The following is an 18,664-nucleotide window of genomic DNA, read 5'->3' as shown; positions in this document are numbered from 1 at the left end:
AAATCTTAAATTAAAGTAATGCAAAAGAATAACGGATTAGATAAAAATCAACTGATTAGTTTTGTGATTTTTTCTGCCATTTTGATGGCTTTCATGTTTTATTTTCAAAACAAACAATCAGACGAAAAAAAAGTAGCAGATGCTAAAGCAAAAACGGAGCAAAAAGTAGCTTCTAAAACTATTGCTAACAATATTAATGCTACAGTAAATGCAGCAGCAATAAAAAATGTTACGGTAAGAAATAAAGAACTTACTTTAGAATTTGCAAGTTTGGGAGGTCAACTTTCGTCTGTAGAAATTAATCAATACAAAGCTTATAATGCTAAAACCGATAAGCATGATTTGCCACTTTATTTAATAGAAAAAAATAATTCTAGTTACGGATTTCAGTTTAAAGACAAAACAGGAAAGACTTTTAATACAAAAGATTTAGTTTTTGTACCTAGCGTAAAAGATAACACAGTTACTATGACTGCTCAAGTTTCTGGCGCTACAATTCAGTACGTGTATCAACTTTTAGATAATTATACTTTAGATTTTAATGTTAAAACTCAAGGTTTATCTTCTATTGTTACAGATGAAAAAGCAGATTTCCACTGGAATTACACTGTAAGAGGAATGGAAAAAGGGCGTTCGCAAGAGCAAACCCATTCAGAATTTAATTATGCTTTTGATAATTATGGTTCTACCGATTATGATACCAATGGATTTGAAGAGCCAGAAGAAACCCTAAATTGGTTAGCAGTAAAACAACAGTTTTTTACTTCTATTATAGAGTCTAGCAATGGATTTACACACGCTAAGGGAACTCAAGAAACCATAGAAAAAGGACAATTTTTGAAAAAGTTCAATTTTGATGGTCAAGTAAAATTGGCAGGAAATGAATTGAATCAAAATTTCAAATGGTATTTCTTACCACTTGATTTGCCATTGCTTAAAACTTTTGAAGGAAAAGAATTTGACACAATATTACCTTTAGGTTGGAGTTTCATAGGAACTTTGAATAGAATTTTCTTTGTGCCAGTTTATAACTGGTTATCTGATTGGGGAATTGCAGCAGGTTGGGTAATTTTCTTAATGACTATTGCCACTAAACTTATCTTGTCTCCAGTAATGTTTAAGCAGCACAAATTAAGTGCGATGATGAAAGTGGTAAAACCAGAAATAGAAGAAGTTACAGAGAAATTTAAAGGTCAAGAAAACGCAATGAAGCGTCAACAAGCGACAATGGAAATTTACAGAAAAGCTGGAATTAATCAGATGGCCGGCTGTTTACCAGCGCTGGTTCAGATTCCTATTTTCTATGCACTTTTCCGTTTCTTCCCGAATATGATTGACTTGAGAGGAAAAGGATTCTGGTTTGCCAATGACCTTACCGCTTATGATGATTTAATTAAATTGCCATTCCATATTCCATTAATCGGAGAGCATATCAGTATTTTTGCGGTAGCATGTACCATCGTAGTTTTGATTTATACCATTATGACTTCTGGGCAAATGCAACAACCACAGCAAGAAGGAATGCCAGATATGAGAATTATAATGTATATTTTCCCAATTACATTCTTCTTCTTCTTGAACACGTCTTCTTCTGGACTTTCTTGGTATTATTTTGTTTCGAATGCTTTAAATATATTAATTATCCTTGCGATTAAATATTGGATTTTAGATGAAAAGAAAATTCATGCTCAGATTCAACAAAATAAATCTAAAGCACCAAAACCAGAAGGTAAATTCCAGAAACGTATGCGTGAAATGATGGAAAAAGCTCAAGAGCAACAAAAAATGCAAGAAGAGCAACGCAAAAAAATGAATAAGAAATAATTCAGTTTAAAAATAAATAAAAGTCGGTTAATTTTTTAACCGACTTTTTTTATTGTATTTAATCATAGTTTAATCTAAAAGATTGTCTATGATATTTGGTGGGGCCAAATTTCTTCAAAGCTTCTATGTGAACTTTAGTGGCGTATCCCATATTTTTATTCCAACCGTATTCGGGAAACTCTTCATGCAACTGAATCATGAGTTGGTCTCTGTAATTTTTTGCAAGAATAGAAGCCGCAGCAATTGATAATACTTTAGAATCTCCTTTTACTATACATTGATGTGGAATGAAATTATAGGGGTGGAATTTATTGCCATCTACTAAAATTAATTCAGGCATTATTGTAAGTTTATCAAGAGCATTATGCATGGCATGTATGCTTGCGTTGAGAATATTATGCTGGTCTATAAAAGTTGGTGAAAGTTCTGCAATAGCATAATCTTTTACATTATTTTTAATGTAATCATCTAGCTCTAAACGTGTTTTAAAATTTAGTTTTTTAGAGTCATTAACTAAATTTTGCTCGAAATTATCGTCTAAAATCACTGCAGCAGCGACTACAGGACCACATAAACACCCTCTTCCTACTTCATCGCACCCTGCCTCGATGTAATTTTCAGACCATTTTTTTATCAATTCCATAAATTTTAACGAAAAACCAGCCTTAGTATTGAAAACATTGCAAAGTTAATAATTATTTAAGGTTTTTTTAACAAAAAGTTTGGATATGTTAATAATGTTTTGCATTTTTGTATCAATGAAAAATTTAATTTGATATGAAGAAACTAACAAAAAGCGTTTTAGCTGTTGTCCTTTCTGCTTCATTTAGTGTTACTTATGCACAAAAAGCAAAAACAGATACAGTAAAAACTAAGGATATCGAAGGGGTAGTAGTTACAGCCTTGGGTATTAAAAGAGACGAAAAGTCACTTTCTTATGCAAATCAAACAGTTAAGTCAAAAGACTTGAACTTAACACAGAATGTAGATGTTAAAGGGGCTATTGCGGGTAAAGTTGCGGGTGTACAATTGAATGCGCAAGCAGGATCCAAGCTTGGTGATACAGGTAAGCTTAGATTGAGAGGAGCCGTGAGTTTATTAAGTGATGATGACCCAATCTATGTTCTCGATGGGGTAGTGGTTGACCCTAATACTATTGACATGGATAATGTTGAATCTGTGAACGTTCTTAAAGGACCAAATGCTACTGCGCTTTATGGACAAAGAGCTCAATATGGGGTAGTCTTAATGACTTTGAAAAAGGGAGTTAAGAACAGATTGAATGTAGAATTGAATTCTACCATAACGGTTGATAAGGTTGCTAGAACAATGAAGTATCAGAATGTATATGGTCAAGGTTATGATGGAGATAATTCATTGCAAACCTTTGTATTCGATCCATCTTCTCATCCTGCTGAATGGTCCGTTTTTGATGGTATGAGATATAAAGCTGGAGATAACAATTTAGCGGATGAATCTTGGGGTGCAAAATTTGATGGTCAAGATTATGTGCCATGGTATTCTTGGTGGAAAGATAGCCCATATTATGGTAAAACAGCAAAATATGTTGCTCAGCCAAATAATGTGAAAGATTTCTACGAAAATGCAGTTAGTTTGAAAAATACTATTTCATTATCTGGAGGTAATGATAATTATACAGCTAGACTATCATTCACAAATTTAGATCAAAAAGGTATTACTCCATATACATTTTTGAAAAGAAATTATCTTAATATGAATTCAAACTATAAATTTACAGATAATTTCAATGTTGATTTTGTATTTAATTATTTAAGCGGAAAAGTTAGAGGAGAGTTTGATGATGGCTATTCTAACCAAACTTCAGGATCATTTAATCAATGGTTTGGTAGAGATTTGGATATCAAAAAAATGAAAGAATTAAAAGATTTAGAAACTCCTAATGGATATCATGCTTCGTGGAACTGGTGGGGTCCTGATAATTGGGGAAGTGGAATTTATGAAAAGCCTGCTTTCTGGTTTAACCCTTATACTTACATGGAAAGATATGAAAATTATACTCTTAGGGATAACTTAATGTTTTCGGTATCTCCAAATTACAAGATAAATAAAAATTTATCTATTAGAGGTACTTTTTCTAGAAGAGATGATGGTAATAGTTTTAAATATTTTATGCCATACTCACTTACTAAAAGTGCATCTGGTACACAAGGAGGTTACATGGATTTCCTAAATGGATTTGGTTATAGTGACAGTAAAAGAGTTGAAGATAATTATGAGATTAGAGCAAACTATCAAAATAAATTTGGGAAATTTGATTTAAATGCATTTGTAGGAGGGATAATTACTAATTTTAATTGGTCAGGCAGTTCTGCTCAAATGGATGTGTTTGGTAAATTAGGGCAACTAATTATTCCAGATGTATGGGACTTTAAAAATGCTGATATTGCTCCTACTTCTAATCCATATAGTTATAAAAAGACAACAAAATCATTGTTTGGAACATTTTCATTAGGTTATAATGATTTTATATATGTTGATGGTTCATTAAGAAATGATATAAATTCTGCGTATTTTAATAATAATAATTCATTTATTACATTTTCACTAGGAGGTAGTGTACTTTTGCATAACCTTATAGAGAAGAATGACTTATTAACTTTCTTTAAGGTAAGAGCTGGTATTGCGCAAATCGCAGCAGATATCAGTGCAACAGCCCTAAATCCAGAATTCAGATATAATAGTCAACCATTTAAATCTGGTACAAAATCATATATTATTGCTTTACAGCCTACAAGATATGTTGATCCAAATCTAAAACCAGCAATTAATCAAAATTTTGAATTAGGAGCCGATTTAAAATTCTTAAAAAATAGAGTTTCACTTTCTGCAACCTATTATAATGAAAAAAGAAATGATGAGCCAATTCCTGTAACAGTACCTTCTTCAAGTGGAATGCTTGATACATTTATTAATTCTGCGGATGCAGTCAGAAAGGGGGTTGAATTATCGCTTTCTGGAGATGTATTAAAAAATGCTGATGGTATTAATTGGACTACTTCATTTAATTTTGCAAGAAATAAGTCAACAGTTGAACGTGTTGCCGAAGGATTAGATGCAATTAATTATGGATTTGCACCTGCTTTTGGATATGTTTCAGTAATTCAAAAAGAAGGAATGGAGTGGGGACAATTAGTAGGAAATGGGTTCAAATTAGATGCTAATGGTAATAAGATATTAAATGCTAATGGAACTTATGCTGTAGAACAAAATAAATATTTTGGTTCTGTATTACCTAAGTTTACAGGAGGTTTTTACAATACTTTAAGTTATAAAGGGGTAACATTAAGTGCTGCAATTGACTTTCAAAAAGGAGGAAAGTTTTTCTCTCTTTCAGAACAATGGGGTAATTCCGGAGGTTTATTAGAAGCGACAGCGGCAATTAATGATAAAGGATTTAATGTAAGAGATGATGTGAGTACAGGCGGTGGTGTACATGTGAAGGGAGTAAGCGAAGCAGGTGCTGCTATTGATACTTATGTAGATGCATATACATATTTTACTCAATTCCATGGAAACAGACTTGCAGAGGAATATGTTCATGATGCAAGTTATATTAAATTGAGAGAAATGGCTGTAAGTTATTCTTTACCAAAATCATTAATAGGTTCTAAATTCCAAGGCATATCAGTGGGACTTGTTGCAAGAAATCCTTGGTTAATTTGGGTTGCAAAAGATAATCATCACAAATTTGATCCATCTGAAATGTCACAAGCTTATGGGGAAGATGGACAATTGCCAAGTACTAGAGGATTTGGTGTTAATGTAAAACTTAATTTCTAAAAGAAACTATTATGAAAAAAATAAAATCAATACTGTTATCTTTGACTGTTTTTTCTTTTGCTTTATCATGTGCAGACGAAAATTTTGGAGATAACTATAATAAAGATGTTAATGGTATTTATTCTTCAGATTATAAATCTTTAATGTCAGGAGCAATGATGAATTTTGCTCAAAATGGTGGTAATGCATATTTAATGAATCCTCAATTATATGTTCAATATCAATCACAATATGTTTATACCACGGAATCACTATATGGCGAAACAGCTTCTGCTTGGTCAAGATACTATGTTAATCAAATGAATTCATTAACTAAAATCATTCAAGATTATTCAGGCACTGTTACTCCAGCAATGGCAGTTCAAGGAAGTGCTCAAAATATGATTGGAGTGTCTAAGATTTTTAGAGCTATTGTGATGAAAAGAGTTACAGATGCATTTGGCGATGCACCTTTTTCTGAAGCAATGCAAATACAAAATGGAATTAAGACGCCAAAGTATGATTCTCAACAAGCCGTATATACTCAGATAATAAAAGACCTGAAAGATGGTAGAGATGCTCTTAACTCTTCAACTACAGCTCCTCAAGGGGACATTATATATGGAGGAAATGTAAGTAAATGGAAGAAGTTAGCAAATTCTGTTTTATTACAAGTAGCTCTCCAGATGTCAAAAAAATATCCTTCAGCAACAGGTATTGCTGCTACAGAATTTAAAGCAGCTTTATCAAATTCTTCAGGAGTTATCGAAACTATTGCAGATGAGGCTTGGTTTACTTTTTCATCATCAAATTTGTTGCCTAATCCATTAAATGCTTTTAGAGCAGCTGACTATAGACTATCGAGAGAATTAGTTGAATCATTAAAAGGAACAACTACTTCATTTAACAGAACTTCAAATCATACACCTGACACAAGATTAAAAATGTACAATAATGCATTTTCTATGAGTATTACAGGTCTTCCTTATGGTTATAGTTCTCAAGGTCTAACAGCAGCTGGTTATTCTGCGCCTTCATCAGCAACAAATTCTCAGAGTTTGAAATTTAGAGGAGCAGACTCTCCTATGAATTTGATGACAGCAGGTTATACATTTTTAAACAGAGCTGAAGCTGCAGCTAGAGGTTGGACAACAGAAAACGTAGAATTAATGCTATCTCAAGGAATTGTTTTAAATTATCAAACCTTGGACAAACATTATATTACGAATTCAGATAATTATGATAGAAATACAAATGTATGGGGAGGTCCTAATATTTCTGGTACTACTCTTCAACCAACAGTTTATGCAGATGCTTATGCTGCTGCAAGAGTTGCTGACATTACTGCTTTTGGAGCTTTAAGAGTAATTGGAGAAGAAAAATGGGTAGCTCTATTTAATAATGGTTTAGATTCATGGTCAGAATGGAGAAGAACCGGATATCCAAATTTAGTTCCAGCGACCAATGCTCTAAATGGTGGTGTAATACCTAGAAGAATGATTTATCCTTTGGAAGAGCAAAATTTTAATAGTGCAAATTATAAAACTGCTTTATCAGGATTAAATCCAGGGACTGACAGTAATAAGTCCAAAATTTGGTGGGATCAATAAAATTTGATTTTCAATAATACAATAAAAACCATCCGATTTTTCGGGTGGTTTTTTTATTTATTATCTTTGCATAAAATATAGAAAATGGATATTAAACAGCATATACAAAACTCTATTTCTGAGATTCTAAAAAACAATTATCAAATTGAAAATCTTACCTTAGAAGTTCAACAAAACAAAACAGATTTCGAAGGAGATTTTACGGTCGTAATTTTTCCTTTGGTGAAACTGGCAAAGAAAAGCCCAGATGTTTTGGGCAATGAACTTGGTGAAGAATTGAAAAAACAAAAGGTAGTAGAAGCATACAATGTAGTAAAAGGTTTTTTGAATTTATCTGTAAATAATGAAGCTTTTATTCAAAATTTTAAAGAAATAGTTGCTCAATTCGAGGTTAAAGAAAATAAAAACCAAACGGTAATGGTAGAATATTCTTCTCCTAATACCAACAAACCATTACACCTTGGACACATTAGAAATAATTTATTGGGTTTTTCTGTGGCTCAAATTCTAAAAGAAGCTGGTTATAATGTGGTGAAAACTCAAATCATCAACGATAGAGGAATCCACATTTGCAAATCTATGCTCGCTTGGGAAAAATTCGGAAACGGAGAAACTCCCGAAACCTCTGGCTTAAAAGGAGATAAACTAGTTGGTAATTATTATGTAGAATTCGATAAAAACTATAAATCTCAAATTTCCGAACTCAAGGAACAAGGTTTAGACGAAGAAACTGCAAAAAAACAAGCGCCAATAATTTTAGAAGCTCAAAAAATGCTCTTAGATTGGGAACAAAATAAACCTGAAGTTCGTGAACTTTGGGAGAAAATGAACGCTTGGGTTTATGCAGGTTTCAATGAAACCTATAAAAGATTAGGAGTAGATTTCGATCAAGTGCAATACGAAAGCAATACTTACCTTTTAGGAAAAGACATTATCGAAGAAGGTCTATCAAAAGGTGTTTTCTTCAAAAAAGAAGACAATTCGGTTTGGATAGACTTAACGGAAGATGGTCTCGACCAAAAACTGGTTCTTCGTGGCGATGGAACTTCGGTTTACATGACACAAGATTTAGGAACTGCCGTAGAACGTTTCAAGCAAAATGATATTCAAAAATTGATTTATACCGTTGGAAACGAACAAGATTATCACTTCCAAGTATTGTTTTTAATCCTGAAAAAGTTAGGTTTCGATTGGGCAAATCAACTCTATCACCTTTCTTACGGAATGGTAGAATTGCCAGAAGGAAAAATGAAATCCAGAGAAGGAACAGTGGTTGATGCTGATGATTTAATGCAAGAAATGTATCTTACCGCCAAAGAAAAATCTGAAGAATTAGGAAAACTAGAAGGTTTGTCTGGCGAAGAAAAAGAAAAATCTTACGAAATTGTAGGTTTAGGTGCTTTGAAATATTTTATGCTGAAAGTAGATCCTAAAAAGAAAATGCTTTTCAACCCTGCAGAAAGTATTGATTTCAATGGAAATACAGGGCCTTTTATTCAATACACGTATGCTAGAATTCAGTCTTTATTGAATAGAACAAATTTTGTAGAAGCAGATTTTGGAAGTTATCAACCAAATGCTTCAGAGAAAGAATTAATTATGCAATTGTCTAATTTTAAAGATGTTGTAGAAAAAGCAGCTGAAACATTAAGTCCGGCTCAAGTTGCGAATTACGTTTACGATTTGGTGAAAACGTATAATTCTTTCTACCAAAACAATCCTGTAATGACTTTGGAAGACGAAAATGCAAAGCAATTCAAACTCCAAATTTCAGATTTAACAGCAAAAACCATCAAAAAGTCCTTACATTTATTGGGGATTAATGTGGTAAACAGAATGTAAAATGATTTTAGATTTTTCTAAAAATATCAATATAGAATCACTTTTTCCAGAGAATGAATTCGAGGAAAAGGTGATTTCTTTTTTGGAAGATTGGTTTTCTCATTCTGAAACAGTTTCTGTCCAAACATCGGGTTCTACGGGAATTCCGAAAGTCTTTGAAATCGAAAAAAAGAGAATGCTCAATTCGGCAAAAATGACTTGTGATTTTTTAGGATTGAAAGAAGGAGATACGGCTTTGCTTTGTTTGCCAGTTCAATATATTTCGGGTAAAATGATGTTGGTGAGAGCTATTGAAAGAAAACTGAAAGTCATTATTTCTGTGCCAAGTTCCGCTCCTGAAATTTCTGAAAATTTGGAATTTTGCGCAATGACACCCTTGCAAGTTCAAAATTCTTTAGATAAAATTCATTTTATCAAAAATCTCATCATTGGAGGAGCAGCCGTTTCAGAAAAGTTGAAAAATGAAATCTTTACTACTCTTCAATTCTCCAATTCTCCCACTAGAATTTACGAGACTTACGGAATGAGCGAAACGCTTTCTCACATTGCTTTGAAGCAGATTTCTCCTGTTCAGGAAAATTATTTTACGATTTTAAATGATGTTGAGATTTCTGTAGATGAAAGAAATTGTTTGAGAATTTTTGCACCAAAGCTCAATCCGGAAATTTTGCAAACTAATGATATTGTAGAACTAATGCATTTCGATTCCACTCAATGTGACAAAAAGCAATTCAAATTTTTAGGGAGATTTGACAATGTTATTAATTCTGGAGGAGTAAAAATTTTTGCTGAAGAATTAGAAAGCTTGGTTAAAAAACATATTGATAGAGATTTAGTTTTTCTTGGAAAACCAGATGAAACTTTAGGCGAAAAACTCGTTTTAGTTATCGAAGGAAAAAATGAAGAACATCCAAAATCTAAAATTTATAATTTAGAATTTCCAAGCAAGTTTCATATTCCTAAAGAAATCTTATTTTTAGAGAAATTTCCAAGAGCGGAAAACGGTAAGGTTTTGAGGAAAGAAATACTTAGGATTCTCGCAGATTGAGCAGATTATGCAGATTTTCATTAGTTTAGCCTTTTATTTTGCAATTATATTAAATTTGAAAAGTTAAATATCTGCTGAATCAGCTTTATCAGCGAGAGATAAATTATGAAAAATTTCGACCTTGAACTTTCTTTCAAAACTTCCCGAAGCAGCGGAAGTGGCGGACAAAATGTAAACAAAGTAGAAACTTCCGTAACAGTGATGTGGAAGTTAGAAGATTCTGCCGTATTTACAGATTTGGAGAAAGAAAGAATTGCTTTGAAATTGAAAAATAGAATTAATTTGGATGGAATTCTTCAGTTGACCGTTTCGGAAAGCAGAACACAATTGCAAAATAAAAAAATTGCGATTGAAAAGATTCAGGAATTGGTGAATAAATCGCTCATCGTTCCGAAGAAAAGAATTGCAACCAAACCGAGCCGAGCAAAAGTAGAAAAGCGTCTAGAAAGCAAAAAGAAACTCTCTGAAAAGAAAGAAAATAGAAAATTCAAGTATTAAAATATGAAAAAGTCAGTTTTCCGAATTGTTAACCGATTCAATAAAAAGTTCTTACCCAAATACAGCCATCTTGACCCAACTAAACTAACGAAATTTCAAAAAGGAATTTTGGCTTTTAGATATTATGTTTTAATCAATTCTTTGGATTAAAACTTCGTGAGTCCCACTTCTCACTTCTCTTTAAAAATCTTATCTTTGCAAAAATTCTTATAAAAATGAGCAATAAACCGATTACCGAATTTATAGAAAAATATTATTTGCATTTTAATTCTGCTGCTTTAGTAGATGCTGCAAAAGGTTATGTAGCACACCTTAAAGATGGTGGGAAAATGATGATTACGTTAGCTGGAGCAATGTCTACTGCAGAAATGGGAAAAATTTTGGCAGATATGATTCGTGAAGACAAAGTAGATATTATCTCTTGTACTGGTGCGAATTTAGAAGAAGATTTAATGAATTTGGTAGCACATTCTCACTATGAAAGAGTGCCTCATTACAGAGATCTTACGCCTCAAGAAGAGTGGGATTTGCTAGAAAGAGGTTTAAATAGAGTTACCGATACTTGTATCCCAGAAGAAGAAGCTTTCCGTAGATTGCAAAAGCATATTTATGAAATCTGGAAAGATGCAGATTCTAAAGGAGAAAGATATTTTCCACACGAATATATGTATAAAATGATTCTTTCTGGAGTTCTAGAGCAATACTATGAAATCCCAAGAGAAGATTCTTGGATGATTGCTGCTGCAGAGAAAAATTTACCAATTGTAGTACCAGGTTGGGAAGATTCTACGATGGGTAATATCTTCGCAAGTTATTGTATTAAAGGAGATTTAAAAGCTTCTACTATGAAATCTGGAATTGAATATATGATGTTCTTAGCAGATTGGTATCCAAAAAACAGCGGTGGAAAAGGTGTTGGTTTCTTCCAAATTGGAGGAGGAATTGCAGGTGATTTCCCAATTTGTGTTGTGCCAATGTTATATCAGGATATGGAAATGCACGACATTCCGTTCTGGAGCTATTTCTGTCAGATTTCAGATTCTACCACTTCTTATGGTTCATATTCTGGAGCAGTTCCGAACGAAAAAATTACTTGGGGAAAATTAGATATCACTACACCGAAATTCATCGTTGAAAGTGATGCTACGATTTGTGCTCCACTAATTTTCAAATATATTTTAGAAAATTCATAAAGCTAAAGACGAAAGTTAGACGTTAGAAGTTATATAAACGCTCAAATTATTTTGGGCGTTTTTTTATTCCCCTTCTTTGAAGGGGTGGCTTCGCAAGGTGAAGTCGGGGTAGTTTAAGGAGCAACAAGATTTGTGATTTTTAGAAAACGCAGTCCCGCTTTTCGCTATATCTTTTTTGTTCATATTTCGACTCCGATCAATATCACAAAAAAGGATGCCGCTGCAATCGGGGCTAAATTTTACTTTTCAGTTTTTATTTGAAGATTAAAAAAATTGAAAATAATTGAGCGCGAGCGAAGCGAGCGTCAATTCCATAAAAAAAATTTATCTTTGAAACAATCTGATGTCTGAAATCTTACTTCTAAAATCTAATAATAATGAACGAAACTTTCAAAAAACAAGTTTTTGAAATCATCATAATGATTCCTAAAGGTAGAGTAACTACTTATGGAGCAATTGCTAAAGCAGTTGGTTTTCCAAACCATTCTCGCCACGTAGGAAATGCTTTGAGGAATTATGATGAAGATTTCCCTGCACATAGAGTTTGTAGTGCTTGTGGAATTATTTCTGCGGAAAGTTGTATTCCAAAATTTACCGAAAAGTTAGCCAAAGAAGGAGTAAAAGTGAAAGGAAATAAAATCCAGAATTTTAAACAAATTTTTTGGAATCCTTTAGAAGAAATTAATTTGTAAATGTAGGAACGTGCCTTTGGCAAGTTCAGAAAAATGATAATAAAATTACGGCGGCAGCGAAGCTGCCGCCGTATTCTTAAAAAAACCGGCGCGAGCTTTGCTCGCGCCGGTTCTGTATCTGAAAAAAATTATTTCTTTTCTTTAATAGCCACTTTTATTTTCTCAGCTAATTCTTCTAAAAGTTCAGGATTGTCTTTTAGTAATTCTTTCACGGCATCTCTACCTTGTCCCAGTTTCGTGTCGCCATAGCTGAACCAAGAACCAGATTTTTTAACAATGTCAAATTCTACACCCAAATCTAGAATTTCGCCAACTTTAGAAATTCCTTCTCCATACATAATATCAAATTCTGTATTTTTGAATGGTGGAGCAACTTTGTTTTTAACAATTTTTACTTTCACACGATTTCCTACTGCGTCTTCGCCTACTTTTATTGGAGAGCCACTTCTTCTGATGTCAATTCTTACCGAAGCATAGAATTTCAAAGCATTTCCACCAGTAGTTGTTTCAGGATTTCCAAACATTACCCCAATTTTTTCTCTTAATTGGTTGATGAAAATTACCGTGCATTTTGTTCTTGAAATCGTTGCCGTTAATTTTCTCAGAGCTTGTGACATTAATCTTGCGTGCAATCCCATTTTAGAATCACCCATTTCTCCTTCAATTTCTGCTTTTGGTGTCAAAGCTGCAACAGAGTCGATTACCACGATGTCAATCGCTCCAGAACGAATTAAATTATCTGCAATTTCTAATGCTTGTTCACCATTGTCAGGTTGAGAAATGATTAAATTTTCTACATCAATTCCCAATTTTTTAGCATAGCCAGCATCGAAAGCATGTTCTGCATCGATAAAAGCCGCAATTCCGCCTTGTTTTTGAGATTCTGCAATTGCGTGCATGGTAAGTGTGGTTTTACCAGAAGATTCAGGGCCATAAATTTCGATGACTCTTCCTTTTGGATAACCGCCAACTCCCAATGCAATATCTAAACCAAGTGAACCACTCGGAATTACTTCTACCTCTTCTACTGCACTGTCTCCCATTTTCATTACGGTACCTTTTCCGTAGGTTTTATCCATTTTTTCGAGGACTAATGCGAGTGCTTTTTTCTTATCGTCTATACTGCTCATTTTTCTTAAATTTTATCAAAAATACAATTAATTTGTTTATACCTAGAAAGAAAATTTCGTAATTTTCTTCTTTTCTCCGACAAAGATAAAACAGTTATGCGACAAAATATGTCGCGTAAACTGATTTAAAATTTTATTTTAGTTTTGTAAGGTAATTTTATATCATGAAAATATTTAAAATAGCTTCATTTCTCCTTTTACTGTCCCTTTTTAGCTATAATTTGACTTTTGCACAGCAAAAAGTAGATACTGTTTTTGTAGGAAAAGCGACTTCTAAAACTATTAAGCAAAGTATTGATAAAAAAGCTTTGGTTTATATTATTGTAAGACATGGAGAGAAAGAAAATAATGGCAAAAATCCTCACCTTTCTGAACCAGGAAAAGAAAGGGCAAAACATTTAGCTCAACTGTTTAAAAAAGTAAAAATTCAGAATGCTTTTAGTACTGATTTTTTCAGAACTCGAGAAACATTAGAGCCTTTGATTTTAGAGAAAAAATTAGATTTGAAGATTTACAATCCAAAAGAAATTTCTGAATTTGTAAAAAATGATTTATCTAAAAACACAGGAGTCAATATTATTTCAGGACATTCTAATACCAACCCAGTTTTGCTTAATGAATTAATTCAGCAACCTTTGTTCAAAGATATTCCAGACGAAAAATTTAATGACATTTATATTGTCAATTTTTTTGAAAATGATAAAAAAGTGAAAGTTTATCATTTATTATACTAAAAAAACTGCCTCAAAAAGGGCAGTTTTTATTTTAATTATTTGCAACAGTATCTTTATTCTTTTTAGATAATTCTGCGATTCTAGAGATGTCATCCAAAGAAAACTTTCCTAAAACTTTTACATAAACCAGCTCTTTGTCGTCTCTCACGGTAATCAGTAAATCCTTAATCATGGTGTCTGAATCTGTAATTGCAGACATAATTTTAATTTTGGAATCCTTGCTGTTTACACTCATCAATTCTTGTAAATTACTGCCAAAAGATTGTCTAGAAAATTGGGCAACCATTTTATCAGAAGCATTTTGTACGGTGTAAACTTTTACTTTTCTGATTTTTTTGATCAGGCTAATAATTTCTTCTGATTCACCGTCTTCTCTCAATGCTTTTTTGATGTAAGGTTTTACGATAAACATGGGAACATTTATTTTGGTAACGGTTGCGTTTCCTTTTGTTTCTTCGTTGTAGAGAGACTTTTCACTAACAATACAAGATTGCAGAGAGACCAAAATGGTGAAAATTGCTATAAGTTTTAGAAATGATTTCATAAGTGTTAATTTTAGTTGACAATGGTTGAAAGAGAATCGCCATTTTTAAAAATTTGTATAAATGGCGATTTCAGTGTTTATTTTTTAGGTTTTTCTGGTGTTTTAGGCGTTTTGTCTTCTTTTTGAACGTCATTAATCAAGTTAGAAACATCGTCCATAGAGATTTGTCCGTCTAACATCATCAAGATGTTTTCATCCTCAGAAGAAATGGTTAATAGCATGTTATTCAGTAGATTAGAGCTTGTGTCTGCTGCTAAAAACTTGATTTTATTGTCTTTGCTGTTCAGTGTCATGAGTTCATCATATTTCAGATTTTTTACGGCAGCTAGAATTTCATTTTTTACTTTACTAGCTTCATTGATGGCAGCTAATTGAGCAGCGGTAGGATTTTCTGCTTTTTCAGGTTTTTCCATGATGAGGATTTTTAAACCATTCATTTTACTGATGAGCGGTTTAATTTTGTCCATATCAGAGTCATCAATATTGATGTTATTGAGCAATCTAAACATTGGTTTAGCAATCTTAATAGAAGTTACGCCTTCTGCTTCTTGATATTTTTCAAAAATTGCGTCTAATTTTTCAGTTTGTGCCAAAGCAAACACTGGCAAAAACATGAGGAATAGGAATGTGATAATATTTTTCATTGTATTAATTTTTTAAAAGTTAATGGATAAATTTTTGATAGGCTCTGCCTGGTTTATAGTTTTGGTAACGTTACTCGCGAAAAGTTGAAATGCTTCCTTCGTAATATCGATGGCTTCTTCTTCGTTATAGATTTTTTTGCCATTTACGATTACATAATCTGCGCTGTATTCTTCTGCTGGATTTTCTAGAATTTCATGAGAATTTTCTACAGTTTTACTTGGTTGAGAAGCAATATTTTGATGTTCATTTCTGAACTCATGATTTATTTTTTTAGTGGGTTTTACGTTATTTTCAGCAACTTTTATAGTGTTTGAATTGTTGTTAATATCTTGATTTTCAGTTGGTTTTGTGGTGTTGGTTTGTTCTGGTTTTTCTGAAGAATTACTTTCATTAGAAGCAATAGGTTTCAAGGTTGATTCTGTAATGTCTGGGTTAAAAAACATCATCATTCCAAAAAGCGTAACCAAACTTGCCGCCATCCAATACCATTTTTGATTGCCACCACCAGATTTTTTTTGCAAAGGAATTACTTTAGTTTCCTCTGGTTTTTCTTCGGTTTTTTTCAAGAAATCTTCGAAATTCCAATCCATTTTTTCTTCCTTCAGTTCTCGGAAGATATGTTGGTATTCTTTATCTATATTTGGGTTCATTGTTTCGGGTTTTAAATGTTTTGAATTTTTCTGTTTTCAAACGCTAACAGGTTGTTAATCTGTTCTTTTACTTTTTGTCTGGCTCTCATTAGATTCACTCTCACTGCATTTTCTTCAATTTCTAAAATCTCTGAGATTTCCGAGACTTCATATTCTTCTACATCTTTCAGGTGAATGACCAATTTCTGTTTTTCGGGGAGCGCATTGATAAATTCTAAAATTTTCTCCTTCAGATTATTGGTTTCCATTTTGTAGAGCTCACTTCTGTGTAATTGAAAATCTGCAAAATTCTGTTTCACCGTTTCGTGTTTCAGTTTATTGAGACACTCGTTTTTCACACATTTTAGTACATAAGATTTTAAATTGAGATGTACCAATTCATCCTTTTTTTGCCAAAATTTCAACATTAAATCCTGCACCAAATCTTCGGCTTCGTCACTACTCACCAAGAATCGCTTTGCAAAACGATACATCTCGTCTTTCAAAACAAATACAGTATTCTTAAATGTTTCTTGATTCATAGGTTAGTTTCTATAGGTAAGACAACGAAGGTCGGAAAAATATTACATCTGAAATAAAAATTTTTTATTTTATTGATTTTTAGTCATAAAAAAGCCGCTTTCAAAAATGTTGAAAGCGGCTTGAAATTATTTTTCTGAAATTTCAATTCCATTAAAATCTATTTCATATTCATTGTTTTCAAAATCAATTAACTTTATTCTATCATCCTTAATTTCTACTTCTTGTTTTCCTTCTATATTAACCCAAATGTCTTTACCACTAAAACTCCATTTAATATCACCCAATTGTGTTATTCTAAATATTTCTAATTCCCCGTGAATAATGAAATCATCTTTAAATTTATAAATGGTAAAATTTGTCACAGAATCTAATTTTTTATGATAGATTAATTTTAATGACGGTATTTCTAAACAATAGATTTTATTACTTATACAAATCCAAATTTTATTGTCATTAATAATAAGGCTGTTTTCTGTTAAACCATTTGTTGTTCCGTTTTCACAAATTATAGCATTTGAAATTTCTTGGGAATTTTCAAATGTTCTTACAGCAATTTTATTATTAAAATCATCATTATCACTATAATATACGTTTTTATAACTCGATGTATTATCTGCTGAATGTAATTTGAAACTTCCATCATTAAAAATTTCAATTTCAAAATTTTTGTAGTTTAGCTTCATAAACGAAATCCTTAACAATTCTCATAAACCCATTTCAGAATCTCTTTATCTTCTTCTGTTAAAGCTATTTTTCTTCTTGCCATTGCTTTTTCGGCAACTTCGTAAGCGGTTTCTAATCTGAATTTTTCATCTCCTTTAAATCCGCCCCAAGAAAAATGTTCAATCAAATTGGGTGGAAATCCACTTTTGAAAATATTCGCACCAACTCCCACTACAGTTCCTGTGTTAAATTGAGTATTAATCGCAGTTTTAGAATGGTCTCCCATAATTAATCCGCAAAATTGAAGTCCAGTTTTTACAAATTTTTTAGATGGATAACTCCAGAGTTTTACTTCTGCATAATTGTTTTTGAGGTTAGAAGAATTGGTGTCGGCTCCCAAGTTGCACCATTCTCCAATCACAGAATTTCCTACAAAACCTTCGTGACCTTTATTGGTAAAACCAGTGATAACAATATTATTCACTTCGCCGCCAACTTTAGAATGTGGACCAATTGTAGTAGCACCATAAATTTTAGAACCCATATTGATTTTAGAACCTTCGCAAAGTGCTAAACTTCCTCTCACTACAGAACCTTCCATAATTTCTGCGTTTTTGCCGATGTAGATTTTACCGGTTTTGCAATTAAGCGTGGCAAATTCTATTTCGGCACCTTCTTCTATAAATAAATCTTCTTTTTTGCCCAAAAATCCATTGGTTTCAGAAAGTGGTGCAGAAGTTCTTCCTTTGGTCACCAATTCAAAATCAAAATCAATGGCTTTGTCATTCAGTGAAAATAAATCCGTAGCTTTTTTAAAGAAAATCAGTTCTTCGGTTATGTCTGTCATTTTTTCAATCTGCGAAAGTGAGAAGTTTTCCATGTTTAATCTTGCCGCTAAAACTTCGTTTTCATATATCAAAGCTTCTCCTAATTGTAAATTTTTAATTTGATCCAAAACATTTTCAGAAGGAAGAAAATTTGGAGTAATCAGTAAACTTTCTTTCTTTTCGTAAGATTTATATTTTTTTTGAAGATAATCTTCGGTGATGTAAGAAACTTCTGAAGAATCTAACAGTTTTTGCCAACGTTCAGAAAACGTAAGAATTCCTGTTCTAAGTTCTGCGATAGGTTTGGTATAAGTAAGCGGAAGAAAATCTCCCCAAAATTGAGCATCAGAAAATATAAGTTGCATTTTAGAATGTGCTAATTGGTTAATATGATAATGTGCTGATAAACAAATTTACAAAAAAAGTCCTTCAAAATTTTTG

General features: G+C 32.4%; 17 protein-coding genes. 9 read left to right on the top strand and 8 right to left on the bottom strand.

Annotation, left to right across the window (positions count from 1 at the left end):
- Window positions 1-18: 18 nt before the first annotated feature.
- Complete coding sequence (gene yidC, locus C3729_RS11070; RefSeq protein WP_104794206.1) at window positions 19-1,824, top strand: membrane protein insertase YidC; 1,806 nt, start codon at window positions 19-21, stop codon at window positions 1,822-1,824.
- 58 nt (window positions 1,825-1,882) lie between these two features.
- Here yidC and C3729_RS11065 read toward each other — a convergent pair whose 3' ends face one another.
- Complete coding sequence (locus tag C3729_RS11065; RefSeq protein WP_104794205.1) at window positions 1,883-2,467, bottom strand: ribonuclease HII; 585 nt, start codon at window positions 2,465-2,467, stop codon at window positions 1,883-1,885.
- Window positions 2,468-2,601: 134 nt separating this feature from the next.
- On the opposite strand from C3729_RS11065, the gene C3729_RS11060 reads away from it, so the two are divergent.
- The 7 genes from C3729_RS11060 (at window position 2,602) to C3729_RS11030 (ending at window position 12,508) form a co-directional block, all read left to right on the top strand.
- Window positions 2,602-5,646: a SusC/RagA family TonB-linked outer membrane protein gene (locus tag C3729_RS11060; protein ID WP_104794204.1), complete on the top strand. Its 3,045-nt coding sequence runs from the start codon at window positions 2,602-2,604 to the stop codon at window positions 5,644-5,646.
- A gap of 11 nt (window positions 5,647-5,657) precedes the next feature.
- Complete coding sequence (locus C3729_RS11055) at window positions 5,658-7,235, top strand: SusD/RagB family nutrient-binding outer membrane lipoprotein (RefSeq protein WP_104794203.1); 1,578 nt, start codon at window positions 5,658-5,660, stop codon at window positions 7,233-7,235.
- An 84-nt stretch (window positions 7,236-7,319) separates the two neighbouring features.
- Entirely contained in the window at window positions 7,320-9,077 is a 1,758-nt protein-coding gene (argS, locus tag C3729_RS11050; RefSeq protein WP_104794202.1) for an arginine--tRNA ligase, read from the top strand.
- Between the two features lies 1 nt (window position 9,078).
- A complete protein-coding gene (locus C3729_RS11045; RefSeq protein ID WP_104794201.1) occupies window positions 9,079-10,125 on the top strand; it encodes an AMP-binding protein in 1,047 nt (348 codons plus the stop codon).
- Window positions 10,126-10,230: 105 nt separating this feature from the next.
- Entirely contained in the window at window positions 10,231-10,623 is a 393-nt protein-coding gene (gene arfB / locus C3729_RS11040) for an alternative ribosome rescue aminoacyl-tRNA hydrolase ArfB (protein WP_104794200.1), read from the top strand.
- 215 nt (window positions 10,624-10,838) lie between these two features.
- Entirely contained in the window at window positions 10,839-11,816 is a 978-nt protein-coding gene (locus C3729_RS11035; protein WP_104794199.1) for a deoxyhypusine synthase family protein, read from the top strand.
- Between the two features lie 377 nt (window positions 11,817-12,193).
- Entirely contained in the window at window positions 12,194-12,508 is a 315-nt protein-coding gene (locus C3729_RS11030) for an MGMT family protein (protein WP_104794198.1), read from the top strand.
- Between the two features lie 128 nt (window positions 12,509-12,636).
- Here C3729_RS11030 and recA read toward each other — a convergent pair whose 3' ends face one another.
- On the bottom strand, window positions 12,637-13,638 hold the full coding sequence (recA, locus tag C3729_RS11025) for a recombinase RecA (RefSeq protein WP_104794197.1): 1,002 nt from the start codon (window positions 13,636-13,638) through the stop codon (window positions 12,637-12,639).
- A gap of 164 nt (window positions 13,639-13,802) precedes the next feature.
- Here recA and C3729_RS11020 point away from each other — a divergent pair, with 164 nt between their 5' ends.
- Window positions 13,803-14,372: a phosphoglycerate mutase family protein gene (locus C3729_RS11020; protein ID WP_104794196.1), complete on the top strand. Its 570-nt coding sequence runs from the start codon at window positions 13,803-13,805 to the stop codon at window positions 14,370-14,372.
- Between the two features lie 31 nt (window positions 14,373-14,403).
- Here C3729_RS11020 and C3729_RS11015 read toward each other — a convergent pair whose 3' ends face one another.
- The 6 genes from C3729_RS11015 to C3729_RS10990 all read right to left on the bottom strand — a co-directional run bounded on the left by C3729_RS11015 (window position 14,404) and on the right by C3729_RS10990 (window position 18,588).
- Window positions 14,404-14,916, bottom strand: coding sequence for a DUF4252 domain-containing protein (locus C3729_RS11015; protein ID WP_104794195.1), 513 nt, complete (start codon window positions 14,914-14,916; stop codon window positions 14,404-14,406).
- A gap of 77 nt (window positions 14,917-14,993) precedes the next feature.
- On the bottom strand, window positions 14,994-15,560 hold the full coding sequence (locus C3729_RS11010; RefSeq protein WP_104794194.1) for a DUF4252 domain-containing protein: 567 nt from the start codon (window positions 15,558-15,560) through the stop codon (window positions 14,994-14,996).
- 12 nt (window positions 15,561-15,572) lie between these two features.
- Window positions 15,573-16,211 (bottom strand): hypothetical protein, encoded by a 639-nt coding sequence (locus C3729_RS11005; RefSeq protein WP_104794193.1) that lies wholly within the window; start codon window positions 16,209-16,211, stop codon window positions 15,573-15,575.
- An 11-nt stretch (window positions 16,212-16,222) separates the two neighbouring features.
- Complete coding sequence (locus C3729_RS11000) at window positions 16,223-16,732, bottom strand: RNA polymerase sigma factor (protein WP_104794192.1); 510 nt, start codon at window positions 16,730-16,732, stop codon at window positions 16,223-16,225.
- A 126-nt stretch (window positions 16,733-16,858) separates the two neighbouring features.
- Complete coding sequence (locus C3729_RS10995) at window positions 16,859-17,416, bottom strand: hypothetical protein (RefSeq protein ID WP_104794191.1); 558 nt, start codon at window positions 17,414-17,416, stop codon at window positions 16,859-16,861.
- 11 nt (window positions 17,417-17,427) lie between these two features.
- Window positions 17,428-18,588: a GlmU family protein gene (locus tag C3729_RS10990; protein WP_104794190.1), complete on the bottom strand. Its 1,161-nt coding sequence runs from the start codon at window positions 18,586-18,588 to the stop codon at window positions 17,428-17,430.
- Window positions 18,589-18,664: the final 76 nt, after the last annotated feature.

This window comes from Cloacibacterium normanense (assembly GCF_002943105.1).
Lineage (GTDB): Bacteria > Bacteroidota > Bacteroidia > Flavobacteriales > Weeksellaceae > Cloacibacterium.
The sequence above is the reverse complement of the archived record's forward strand: the minus strand, read 5'-3'. Positions and strand labels throughout refer to the sequence as shown.